This window comes from Pseudonocardia sp. Ae717_Ps2 (assembly GCF_001932475.1).
GTDB lineage: Bacteria > Actinomycetota > Actinomycetes > Mycobacteriales > Pseudonocardiaceae > Pseudonocardia.
In genome coordinates, this window is record NZ_MCIS01000001.1 from 2,314,645 (window position 1) to 2,325,554 (window position 10,910).

Sequence of the window (10,910 nt, forward strand, 5' to 3'; positions counted from 1 at the left end):
CCTGTGCCGTCGCGGCACGGTCAAGGACCTCAGGGAAGTCGGAAGGTCGGGGCGCCGGCCGCGGGGGTGGACGTCTGGGTGAGCCGGTAGAGTTCCATCCAGGGCGCGGGCGTCCCGGGTTGCGCGGTGTCGCGGGAGGGGTCGTCGAGCGCCAGGTCCAGCCGTCCGCCCAGCACCGTGACCCGCTGGTTCGACACCGTCGGCAGCCAGTCGTTGATCATCGGCGCGCCGGGCTGCACCGTCCCGATCTCGACGGCGAGGGCGTGCCCGGCGGGCAGCGTCCAGTCCGTCGACCGCAGCGCCAGCGTCGTCTCGCCGGGCTGGAGCAGGGAGACCTGCTGGTTGATCATGACGGCCTTGCCGTCGGGGGCGACGTCGTGCAGGCGGACCATGACGTTCCCGGTGCCCCGGGTGGTCAGTGACACCCGAGGGAAGCTGGTGAGCCGGGTGGGCCGGGCCACCGGCTCGGACCGCTGGACGTACGACGACGTCGCACCGTCGTCGGTGTACGAACCGCCCTTCAAGGGCACGGACCCGGTGCGGTCGGCCCGCGGCCAGCTCTTCTCGGCCCGCCAGGCGCCGGTGCTGTCCTCGACCAGCACGTTCGGGTAGGCGGTCGTCGGTGCGACACCCTTGAGGTACTGGTCGTAGAAGGAGAACACCTCGTCGAACCAGCCCTCGCGGCCCAGCTCCAGGCGGCCGTCGGCGGTGCGCTCGCCCCCGCGCTTGTGGTCCCACTGCCCGAGCCACGCGCGCTGTGGGCCCTGGTGGTTCGCGAGGAACTCCTGCATGCCCTCGGCGTCGGTGTTCCACTCCAGGAAGCCCTGGGTCACGAACAGCGGTGTGTCGGTGCCCTTTGCGTGCTCTGCCAGGTTCCGGATGCGCCAGGTCTCGGACTCCGGGTTCGGGTCCATGTAGGACGCCGTGTTGAGGATCGTGCACTCCGGGTGCGGCCCGGCGGGCGAGTCCCAGGCGGCGTTGGCGAGGTAGCGGGGGTCGTCGTCGGGCATCTGGGGCTGGGTGGCGAGCTGGTTGTAGATCGAGGGTACGGAGACCGTCGTGGAGCGCGGGACGCCGCCGGAGCGCATGTTGCGCTGGATGTCCCAGATGGGCTCCTGCGCGATCACGGCCTTGAGTGCCGGATGGTCCAGGTTGTTCCCGACGAGTGCGGTGATCCCGTCCATCGACTTGCCGTACATGCCCACCGAGCCCGTGGAGAAGGGCTGCGCGGCGGCCCAGTCCAGCGCCGCCCGGACGTCGGTCTGGTCGGCCTTCCCGCCGATCGCCTCGGTGCAGCCGGTGGAGCCGCCGAAGCCGCGCAGGTCCACCATCACCAAGCCGTAGCCGCGTTCGAGCAGCCTGCCCTCGGTGATCAGGTCGTCGAACCGGGCGGACGGGCCGGTGTGCGCGAAGCCCTCCACGCTCAGCTGGCCGGAGTGACCGAAGTAGGTCCCCGCGGACAGGACGAGGGGCACCTTCGCGTCCGGGGGGAGGTCCTCGGGCAGCAGGACGTCCGCGTGGAGCTCGACGCCGTCGGAGGTCGGGAAGTAGTGCTGGGTCCAGCGGGCCCCCTCGGGGACGCGGTCGTTCTCCGCGTGCGTGACGGACCGGGTGTCCGTGGCGACCGCGGCGGTGGGGGTGGGGGCGGCGCCGCACCCCGCGAGCAGCACCAGGGACAGGACACCGGCGATGAGGAGCCGCTTCACGACAGCACCACCAGACCGAGCGCGAGCGAGTGGCACACCACGTGGGCGACGACGCCGGGCCACACGGACCCGGTGCGCCGCAGCAGGACCGCGGCGATCAGGCCGACGACGACGGCGGACACGACCCCGACCGAGGCCGTGGGGAGGAAGTAGAGGACCAGCAGCGCCGCGGCGGCGGAGAACACCGCGCTGCCCAGCACGCCGACGGCCGCGCCGTGGCGCAGCAGGGCCGTGGTCACCACCCCGCGGAACAGCAGCTCCCAGGTCAGCGGCAGCACCAGGCCCAGGATCACCAGGCCCAGGACCGTCGTGTTCGGCGTGGCGGTCCCCGTCGGCAGCCCCAGGCGTTCCAGGCCGAGGGTCGCGCCGACGGTCAGCCCGAGCGCGACGACCCCCAGGCCGGCCCCCGCCAGCAGCGCGGGGCCCGAGGCCCGGCGGATCCCGACGGCGCCGAGGTCGCGGAGCCGGGTCCGGGCTGCCGCGAAGAAGCCGCTCAGCGCGGCGAGGGCGGGCAGCGCCAGCAGGATCGGGTCGTACCACGGTCCCAGCGCGGCGGCCTGCGGCTCCAGCGCGATCGGGATGCGGTAGACCGCGATCCCCATGAGCACCAGGCCCGCGACGATCTCGCCCCACCCGACGAGTCCGCGCTGGCCCCCGTCCGTTCTGCGGAGGAAGGAGTCGTCGGTGAGGGGCTTCGAGGTGGGCGTGACGAGGATCGGATGCTTCATGGCTCCAGCACAGCCCGGCCAGGCGCATCTCGGCAGTCACGAGGTGTCAGTCGAGGAAGTGACACGGCGTCACTGGTGGGGACGGCCTTCTACCGAGAGGATCCGCTGGAACTCTGCCCTTCTCGCACCCCTGCTCGATCCAGCTCCGATCCGCGGCCGCGGTGCCGCACCGGAGACGCCCACTCACCGCCAGGCCGCGGCGACCACCTCCGCCACCTGCCGCGGCTGGGACAGGAACGGGGAGTGCGAGGAGGACAGTTCCACGGTGCGCGTGGCCGACACGGAGACGCCGTCGATGTCGGAGATGATCTTCCGTTGGAGCGCGGGCCGTACCAGGCGGTCGTCCGTGCAGACGAGGTACGTGTGCGGTACGGAGCCGAACCGCTCACGGGTGACCGAGATCGGCTCGGCGGCGATCCCGACCGGCGCATCGGTGCCGAGGAGGCTGATCACCGCCTGCGCGGCCTCGTGCGGGACGTCGGCGTAGAGCGCGGCACGGAGGGCCTCGCGAGAGCTCGGGTCGCCGGTGTCGATGCGCGAGGCACCGATCGCGAACGGATCCGCCTGCAGCAGGGACGTGCCGAGCTCACCCGCGTTGAGCTCGCTCGCCACGTCGGCGCCCGCCGGTCGGCCGGTGACGGGGGCGAACGCCGCGACGTAGACCAGGTGCGACACCAGGGACGGTGCCATCTCCGCGGCCAGGGTGGCGACGACACCGCCCATGCTGTGTGCGACGACGACGCTCGGCTCGCCGGAGCCGATCCTCTGCAGCTGTGCGACGAGCTTCTCGGCGGCGCTCGTCGCGGTCACGTCCGCGACACCGGACCTCTCGGCGGCGAAGGCCGATGCGTCGAACGGGCGCGTCCACCGGGCGGTGGGAGACGCCGCCTCGAGGCCCTGGCCCTGGAGGTCCACGGCCACGGCGGGTACACCGAGCCGGGCGAGTTCCGGGATGACGAGATTCCAGCTCCAGGTGCCGTGCCAGAAGCCCGGGACCAGGACGGTGTACTTCATGTCGATCATTCTCCGGGAAGTCGGGGAGTCGGGTGCAGGGTGTCGCGTCGCCGCTCCTGCCGGCGGTTCGGTCGGTACCGGGCCGCGCCGTGGTCCGGTGTTCCGGGGCACGATGAGCAGCACCTCGTCCGACGACAGGAGAACGGTGGAACGATGGCGCAGCGGACCGTGGGCATCGTGTTGTTCGACGGCTTCGAGTTGCTCGACGTGGTCGGGCCGTTGGAGTTGCTGAGCAGACGCCCCGACGAGTTCGAGATCCTGCTGCTCGGCCCGGAGGCGGGCCCGGTGTCCAGCGGACAGGGCTCGCAGATGGTGGCCGGCCACGGCTACGAGCACGCGCCGACGCCGAGCATCGTCCTCGTCCCCGGTGGCCCCGGGACCCGGAGCCTGGTCGAGGACCAGCACTTCCTGCGGTGGCTCCGGACCTGGAGCGCCGGTGCAGACCTCGTGACGTCGGTGTGCACGGGGTCGGCGCTGCTCGCCGCGGCCGGACTGCTCGACGGATACCGGGCCACGTCGAACAAGCGTGCCTTCGCCTGGGTGTCGTCGCTGCGCGGCGAGGTCGAGTGGATGCCGCGGGCGCGCTGGGTGCAGGACGGTGCGCGCTGGACCTCCTCGGGGGTGGCCGCCGGGATGGACATGACGGCAGCCCTGATCGGCGAGCTCCTCGGGCCGGCCGAGGCCGAGCGGGTCGCCTGGGAGATCGAGCTCGAGGTCCGGCAGGACCCCACCTGGGACCCGTTCGCCGTCACCGACGACCGGGGCTGACCCGCGACGCCCCGGGCGGGTGATCCGCCGCCGAAGTCCGCTCACGAGCTCGCCGAGTCGCCCGGATGCGGTGGACGGACACCCCCGTAGACCACACGCCGCAGGAGGAACCGTTCCTGGAACACCTGCGAAGCCCGGGTGTGGTGGAGTGCGCGCCCGGTGGTGGTGAAGACGGTCATCACGGTCCCGATCTCGTGCAGGACGGTTCCCCACCGCCGCGTCCGAGGGGTGTACCGCCGTGTCCTCCGCCCGCGCACGGTGGCGAGGACGTTGTGCACCAGGAGCTGTGCTCCTCTGTTCCGCGCCGTGGTGCGCAGAGGATCGGTGGCGGCGACGTCCCCCACGGCCCAGATCCCGTCGTGACCGGGTGTCCGGAGCTCCGGGTCGACGCGCACGAATCCGGCGTCGTCCAGCATCGACGACGGCAGCCACTCGGTGTTGGGCCGGGCTCCGCCGACCGCGTACAGGACCAGGTCGGCCGGTACCGCTGCCTGTCCGGTGCGGAAGCGGAGCGGGCCCGCGGTGATGCGGTCGGTCTGTCCGGGGGTGAACTCGGCGCGATGCCCGGGATGCAGGCCGACGCCGAGGCGTCGCAATTCTCGTCGGCACTCGTCCCAGACCCGCTCGTGGTGGTGAACGAGGGGCCGCTCGCCCGGGAAGTACAGGTCCACTCGCTTCCCGGGACACGCCTGCGCGATCTGGGCGGCGCTTTCCAGCGCGGTCGGTCCGCCGCCGACGACGGCCAGTGAGGGGGCCGCGATGACGGCAGCGCGGGCGCGGTCGAAGGCGAGGTCGATCTCGGCATCGTCCTGTATCGACGGCGTCCGGCCGAGGCCGTCGCGTACACCGGTGCAGACGACGAGGATGTCGTACCCGTGACGGGCGGTGCTGCCGTCGGCGTGGCGCACCTCGACCTCCCGGGCCCGGGTGTCGAGCGCCACCAGTCGACCGTGGACCGTGCGGACGTCGTCGAGCCGGCGGAACCGGTGGAAGGCGATGCGGTGGTTCTCCTCCCACCGCGTCGGACGGGCGAGCCTGACCCCGAGGTGCCGCCCGCTGAGGTACCCGGGCTTCGGACTGATTCCGACGACGTCGAGGAGACGGCGATGTCGAGCGAGCGCGGCGATGACCTGGATCCCGGTGTCGCCCAGTCCGGCCACGACCACTCGTCGTCGACGCACGGGCGGGCGTGCCTTCCGGTGCGTCACCTCGAGCCCGCACCGGTGGTGGTCCGGGTGGTGGACCGTTCGCGGAGATCCGGCAGTGTCCACGGCCGCACCACCAGGACCAGCGCCAGCCCCGCCAGCGCGACCGACGCGAACATCGCCGTGCCCATCGCCGTCGCGTCGTTGCCGAGCAGGCCGACCACCGGCGAGGTGGCCGCGCCCAGGCCGAACTGCAGGGCTCCGAGCAGGGCCGCCGCGGTCCCGGCGCTGTCGCCGTGTCGGGCCAGTGCCAGCGCCGGGGCGTTGGGCATCGCGAACCCGCCGGCGAGCAGCATCGTCCACACCCCGGCCAGGATCGCGGGCAGGCCGCCGATGCCGGTGATGGTCACGACTAGCAGGACGAGCCCGGCGCCCGCGGCCGCCGCGATGCCACCGCTCAGCACCTGCCGGGGATCGAGACGGCGCAGGAGCACCGGGTTCAGCTGGCTACCGACGACGAGCCAGACCCCTCCGGCGCCGAACAGGAGCCCGAACGTCGTCTGGTCGATGCCGAACTGCTCCTGGAAGACGTAGGGGCCGCCGGAGATGTAGCTGAAGAGCGCGCCCATCGTGAAGCCGGCGACGAGGACCAGGCCGACGAACGTCCGGTCACGCAGGAGCGTGCCGTAGGCGCGCAGGGTCGGGCCCAGCCGCGCGGAGCGTCGGCGGGACGGTGGCAGCGTCTCGGGGAGGCCGTAGGTGACCACCGCCAGCATGACCAGGCCGTACGCCGCGAGGAACAGGAAGACCCCGCGCCACGACACCCAGGTGAGCAGCCCGGCGCCGAGGGTCGGTGCGAGCACCGGCGCCGCGCCCATGACGAGCATCAGCCGCGAGACCATGCCGACCGCCGCGCGTCCGGTGAATAGATCGCGCACGATCGCGAGCCCGACCGCCGTCCCGGCCGACGCTCCCGCGCCCTGCAGGACGCGCAGGACGGCGAGCACCTCGATCGTGGGCGCGACGGTGACCAGCGCGGACGCGACCACGTGCAGTGCCACCCCGGCGAGGAGCAGCGGGCGGCGGCCGTACGCGTCGGACAGCGGGCCGATCAGGAGCTGCCCCAGCGCGAGTCCGGCCAGGGTGCCGGTCAGCGTGAGCTGGACCGTGGCACCGGGCGCGGCCAGGTCCCGGCCGACCGCCGGGAGCGCCGGCAGGTAGGTGTCGATGGTGAGCGGCCCCAGGGCGATCAGCGCTCCCAGGACGAATGCGAGCCGGACCCGGCTCGGTGTGACGACGGCGCCGGCCATCGTTCCCCCTCGTGTGATCGCGCGACGAGCGCGGGTGGTGGGCAGGGTCGTGGAGGCCGTGCGCGACGACCTCCGCGGCGCGGCACCCCGTGACCCCGTGGACGGTACACACATATCGTAGCTATTGACAGAACTGCGACAGTGTTGTTGTAGTTAAGCCCGTCAGCGACAGCAGTGGGGAGAGAGACGGTCATGGATCTTCAGCTCAGTGGTAAGCGCGTCCTGGTCACCGGTGCGAGCAGGGGGATGGGCCTCGAGATCGTGCGGGCCTTCCTCGCCGAGGGGGCGTCGGTGACGGCGACCGCGCGTCGGACCTCGCCCGAGCTCGAGGCGACCGGTGCCGACTTCGTCGCCGCGGACCTCGCCGATGCGGCGGGCCCGGCATGCATGGTGGCCGCGGTGCTCGACCGGGACCCCCGGCTGGACGTCGTGGTGAACAACGCCGGTGGTGGGGAGATGCCCCCCGAGGGGTTCACCGACATCTTCGACGGGAGCGAGGCGGACTGGGCCCGGACCTTCGCGCTGAACTTCGACGCGGCGCTGCGCGTGACCCGGGCCGCGCTCCCCGCCCTGGAGCGGACCTCGGGTTCGGTGGTCAACATCAGTTCCGACAGTGCGCGGCGGGTCGGGGGTGAGCCCCTGCCCTACCGGGTCGCGAAGGCTGCGCTCAACGCGTTCTCGCGGGGGCTGGCCGAGAAGGCCGCGGCGTCCGGGGTGCGGGTGAACGTGGTGTCGCCCTCGGCCACGCGCACCCCGCTGGTGACCGGGGCCGGCACCTACGCGGCCCATGTCGCCGCCGAGCTGGGGATCGAGCACGAGACCCTGTTGGCAGGGATGCCGAAGCAGAACGGGATGCTCACTGCGGACCTCATCGAGCCCGCCGAGATCGCCCGGGTCGTCCTCGTGCTCGCCTCACCCGTCGTGCCGAGCGTCATCGGCGCCAACTGGGCGGTGGACGCCGGCTCGCTGAAGGCCGTGTGAGAGCCATCGTCACGCGACGCTCCCGGCCCGGGGCCGTGGGGCAGGGCGGCCCGACATGACCACGGTGTTCGTGCACGGTGTGCCCGAGACGTCCGCCATCTGGACACCCGTGCTCGCCGAGCTGGCCGAGCTCGGCCACGACGACGTCGTCCGGCTCAGTCCCCCCGGTTTCGGTGCCGAGGTCCCGTACGGGTTCGAGGCCACCGTCGACGGCTATCGCGGCTGGCTCGCCCGGCAGCTGGCCGGCTTCGACGGCCCGGTCGACCTCGTCGGCCACGACTTCGGCGGTGGACACGCGACCAACGTGGCGATGGAGCATCCGGAGCTGCTGCGCAGCTGGGTCACCGACGTCCTCGGCGTGTTCGAGCCGGACTACGTCTGGCATCCCCAGGCGCAGATCTGGCAGACACCCGGGGACGGCGAGGAGGCCATCGCCCAGCTCGTCGGCGCGCCCGTCGCCGCGCGTGCCGCCGCGCTGGTCGAGCTGGGAATCCCGGAACCCATCGCCGGTGAGGTCGCGGCGGGGCAGGACGAGCGGATGGGCGAGGCGATCCTGTCGCTCTACCGGTCCGCGGTCCAACCCGCCCTCGCCCACCGGGGCAGGAATCTCCCTGCCGCGGCACCGCACGGTCTGGCCGTGATCGCGACCCACGACCACGCGGTCGGCAGCATCGAGCAACGGCGCCGCGCGGCCACCCGGGCCGGAGCACAGACAGCCGTCCTCGACGGGCTGGGGCACTGGTGGATGCTGCAGGACCCGATCCGTGCCGCCCGGGTGCTCCACGAGTTCTGGTCGTCCCTACCGGCGTGAGGCCGGCCCGTCGACGGGCCGGCGCCGCGAGCCGGGCAGGCCCGCCGGCGTCGTACCCCATCGCGCTCCGCCGCGTGTCGCCGCCTCAGCCCCGTCCCGTCGAATCGGGCTCATCGTCACTCGAGAGGTCTGTCATGGTCGCTACCGCCCCCGCTCCCGCCGGCACACCCGGCGATGCGGTCCCCGTCTGTCCGCGACGGCGCCGCTGGTCGTGGATCGTCGTCGTCCTGACCGCGTTGGCCGTGGCCGGCTTCTTCGGAGGCCAGTACGTCGAAGGGCTTGCCGCCGTCGCGGCGCGGACGCCGGACAACGTCAGTGCCGCGTCGCACTTCGGTGCGATGCCCACGCCCATCCGTGTTCTGTTCCTCGTCCATGTCGGCACCGCCTCGCTCGCTCTCGGGATCGGAGCGCTCCAGTTCTCCTCGGCTCTACGCAGACGCAACCCACGGGTCCACCGCGTCGTCGGCCGGGTGTACCTGCTCGCGGTCGGGGCGGCCGCCCTCACGGGGCTGCCCACGTCGCTCTGGAACTCCCTGGGCATCCGAGGGATCATCGGATACGCCCTGCTGGACGTCATGTGGGGTCTGACGGCGTGGCTGGCCTACCGCGCGGCCCGCCGTCGCCGGTTCCGCGAACACCAGGCCTGGGCGATCCGCAACTTCGCCCTGACCTACGCCGCGGTCACGCTGCGCGCCGGACTCCCGGTGCTCATCGCCCTTCAGCTGCCGTTCGATCCCGGGGCCTCGTTCCCGCAGCTGTTCGACAACGCCATGCACACGATCGCGCCGTGGCTGGGGTGGCTGGTCAACCTCGTCGTCGCCGAATGGCTCGTCGCCCGGCGCGGGCTCCCGGGGGTCCGCTGGTCCACGTTCCGGCAGGATCCCGACCCCGCGTCGAGAGCCACGGGGTAACGTTCCGATCTGTATCGGAACGAATCGAGAGGTGTGCGGTGCGCGCAGTAGTGGTGGAGCGCTACGGGAATCCCGCGTCGGTCGCGGTGGTGGAGCGGCTACGTGCTGTGCGGGGCGGCCGTCGCGCCCCACGCGCCGCACTCGCGTGGGCCAAGGCCGCCACCCGGGAGCCGGACCGCGAGCGCAGCCTGCGGCTGGCGGCCCTCGGCCAGCTGGAGTGTGTCCGCGCCACGCTCGGAGTGCCGGGGTAGCGGCAACCCCGTCCCCGAAGTGGGGAGCGATTGTCGCATTTCCGCTGGCTGTGGCACCCTTGTGTTGCAGGTGGAGTGGACGTCCAGAAGCGGAGGTGTGGTGCGGTGACCGGTACCAAGGCGGTCCGTCGAACACGGAGCGACGCCGAACGCAGCACTGCCCGCATCCTGGAGGCCGCGGAGGTCGTGCTCGCCGCGGACGAGACCGCATCCCTGGAGCGCATCGCCGATCACGCACAGCTCTCCCGGGCCACCGTCCACCGGCGTTTCACCTCGCGGGCCGCGTTGCTGGACGCCCTGGCCGAGCAGCTGAGCGAACGCTACCGGCGCGGGCTCGCCGAGGCGCGGGTCGACTCGGCGCCGCCGCTGTTCGCGTTGCGCAGGGTGACCGAGATCGTCTTCGAACTCAAGCTCAGCCACCGTTTCGCCATCCGGCTGACCGCCGCCCTGACCCCGGAGGTGCTGGACGGGCTCGACCGGCTGTTCGTCCGGCTGCGCGAGTCCGGCGCCGTCACCGCGGCCGACCCCGTCTGGTGCCGGCGGGTCTACCTGGCGCTGCTCGACGAGGTGAACGCGTTGTCCGCGGACTCGCCCGGACTCCCGCCGCGCTCCGGACCGGACGAGGACCCGACCCCGGCGAGGATCGACCTTCTCATCCGCACGGTGCTGAGGGCGCTGGGTGGGGACGGGGCGGAACACTAGGCGGCCCCGTACGCGAGGCTAGGCGGTGGGGCAGACTCGTCGGATGAGCGACTCCGCGGCTGACCAGTCCGATGACGACGCCCGGAGCCGGGCCGTCGAAACCGGCGATCAGGCGGCGACGGAGGCTCTCGGTGGCGCTGGTGAGTTGGCGACACTGAGAGAGTTCCTGGGGTACATGCGGGACGGAGTGATCCGGAAGGCGTTGGATGTCCCCGACGGTGCCGGTGGGCGTGCCGGGGTTCCCTCCGGGACGAGTATCGCCTGGATCGTCACCCACCTCGCGGCGTCCGAACGGTTCTGGTTCTGCGGCGTGGCCGTCGACGACTGGGCGGAGGCGTCGACGCCCCCTCCGGGGCGTCCGATCAGCGCCACGGTCGCCGACTACCGGGATGCCATCACCGAGGCCGACACGGTTCTCGACTGCTGGGACGACCTCGACCGTGTGCTGGCGCCGCCACCAGGTGGTGAGCTCAGCGCAACAGCCCGCTGGGTCCTGCAGCACATGATCACCGAGACCGCCCGCCATGCAGGCCACGCTGACATTCTGCGCGAACAGATCGACGGCTCTGTCGGTCGATAGTTC

General features: G+C 72.4%; 12 protein-coding genes. 7 read left to right on the forward strand and 5 right to left on the reverse strand.

Annotated elements, in window-relative coordinates:
* Positions 1–29 precede the first annotated feature (29 nt).
* The 3 genes from Ae717Ps2_RS10965 to Ae717Ps2_RS10975 form a co-directional block, all read right to left on the reverse strand.
* Positions 30–1,706 (reverse strand): CocE/NonD family hydrolase, encoded by a 1,677-nt coding sequence (locus tag Ae717Ps2_RS10965; protein WP_075333317.1) that lies wholly within the window; start codon positions 1,704–1,706, stop codon positions 30–32.
* Positions 1,703–2,434, reverse strand: a complete 732-nt coding sequence (locus tag Ae717Ps2_RS10970; protein WP_075333318.1) for a CPBP family intramembrane glutamic endopeptidase — start codon at positions 2,432–2,434, stop codon at positions 1,703–1,705. Before Ae717Ps2_RS10970 ends, Ae717Ps2_RS10965 begins: the two co-directional genes overlap by 4 nt.
* 183 nt (positions 2,435–2,617) lie before the next feature.
* The gene (locus Ae717Ps2_RS10975; protein WP_075334235.1) at positions 2,618–3,448 is read right to left on the reverse strand and encodes an alpha/beta fold hydrolase; all 831 of its coding nucleotides are present in this window, start codon (positions 3,446–3,448) and stop codon (positions 2,618–2,620) included.
* A 153-nt stretch (positions 3,449–3,601) separates the two neighbouring features.
* Between Ae717Ps2_RS10975 and Ae717Ps2_RS10980 the strand changes: the two genes are divergently transcribed.
* A complete protein-coding gene (locus tag Ae717Ps2_RS10980) occupies positions 3,602–4,216 on the forward strand; it encodes a DJ-1/PfpI family protein (protein WP_020626138.1) in 615 nt (204 codons plus the stop codon).
* 41 nt (positions 4,217–4,257) lie between these two features.
* Here the strand turns inward: Ae717Ps2_RS10980 and Ae717Ps2_RS10985 are convergent, their stop codons facing one another.
* Positions 4,258–5,376, reverse strand: coding sequence for an FAD-dependent oxidoreductase (locus tag Ae717Ps2_RS10985; RefSeq protein ID WP_198932164.1), 1,119 nt, complete (start codon positions 5,374–5,376; stop codon positions 4,258–4,260).
* A gap of 44 nt (positions 5,377–5,420) precedes the next feature.
* On the reverse strand, positions 5,421–6,671 hold the full coding sequence (locus Ae717Ps2_RS10990) for a multidrug effflux MFS transporter (protein WP_075306691.1): 1,251 nt from the start codon (positions 6,669–6,671) through the stop codon (positions 5,421–5,423).
* A gap of 192 nt (positions 6,672–6,863) precedes the next feature.
* Between Ae717Ps2_RS10990 and Ae717Ps2_RS10995 the strand changes: the two genes are divergently transcribed.
* The 6 genes from Ae717Ps2_RS10995 (at position 6,864) to Ae717Ps2_RS11020 (ending at position 10,907) form a co-directional block, all read left to right on the forward strand.
* The gene (locus Ae717Ps2_RS10995) at positions 6,864–7,652 is read left to right on the forward strand and encodes an SDR family NAD(P)-dependent oxidoreductase (protein WP_075333319.1); all 789 of its coding nucleotides are present in this window, start codon (positions 6,864–6,866) and stop codon (positions 7,650–7,652) included.
* Positions 7,653–7,707: 55 nt separating this feature from the next.
* Complete coding sequence (locus Ae717Ps2_RS11000) at positions 7,708–8,463, forward strand: alpha/beta fold hydrolase (protein WP_075306689.1); 756 nt, start codon at positions 7,708–7,710, stop codon at positions 8,461–8,463.
* 134 nt (positions 8,464–8,597) lie between these two features.
* The gene (locus tag Ae717Ps2_RS11005) at positions 8,598–9,374 is read left to right on the forward strand and encodes a DUF2306 domain-containing protein (protein ID WP_075306688.1); all 777 of its coding nucleotides are present in this window, start codon (positions 8,598–8,600) and stop codon (positions 9,372–9,374) included.
* Positions 9,375–9,412: 38 nt separating this feature from the next.
* Entirely contained in the window at positions 9,413–9,625 is a 213-nt protein-coding gene (locus Ae717Ps2_RS11010) for a hypothetical protein (protein ID WP_139318737.1), read from the forward strand.
* A gap of 105 nt (positions 9,626–9,730) precedes the next feature.
* Complete coding sequence (locus tag Ae717Ps2_RS11015; RefSeq protein ID WP_075306686.1) at positions 9,731–10,327, forward strand: TetR/AcrR family transcriptional regulator; 597 nt, start codon at positions 9,731–9,733, stop codon at positions 10,325–10,327.
* A gap of 43 nt (positions 10,328–10,370) precedes the next feature.
* Positions 10,371–10,907, forward strand: coding sequence for a DinB family protein (locus Ae717Ps2_RS11020; protein WP_083702333.1), 537 nt, complete (start codon positions 10,371–10,373; stop codon positions 10,905–10,907).
* The last annotated feature ends 3 nt before the right edge of the window (positions 10,908–10,910 follow it).

Coding starts and splice junctions, on each gene's coding strand:
- Ae717Ps2_RS10970 (WP_075333318.1), bottom strand. CDS start 2,434: ATGAAGCATCCGATCCTCGTCACGCCCACCTCGAAGCCCCTCACCGAC.
- Ae717Ps2_RS10975 (WP_075334235.1), bottom strand. CDS start 3,448: ATGAAGTACACCGTCCTGGTCCCGGGCTTCTGGCACGGCACCTGGAGC.
- Ae717Ps2_RS10980 (WP_020626138.1), top strand. CDS start 3,602: ATGGCGCAGCGGACCGTGGGCATCGTGTTGTTCGACGGCTTCGAGTTG.
- Ae717Ps2_RS10990 (WP_075306691.1), bottom strand. CDS start 6,671: ATGGCCGGCGCCGTCGTCACACCGAGCCGGGTCCGGCTCGCATTCGTC.
- Ae717Ps2_RS10995 (WP_075333319.1), top strand. CDS start 6,864: ATGGATCTTCAGCTCAGTGGTAAGCGCGTCCTGGTCACCGGTGCGAGC.
- Ae717Ps2_RS11000 (WP_075306689.1), top strand. CDS start 7,708: ATGACCACGGTGTTCGTGCACGGTGTGCCCGAGACGTCCGCCATCTGG.
- Ae717Ps2_RS11005 (WP_075306688.1), top strand. CDS start 8,598: ATGGTCGCTACCGCCCCCGCTCCCGCCGGCACACCCGGCGATGCGGTC.
- Ae717Ps2_RS11020 (WP_083702333.1), top strand. CDS start 10,371: ATGAGCGACTCCGCGGCTGACCAGTCCGATGACGACGCCCGGAGCCGG.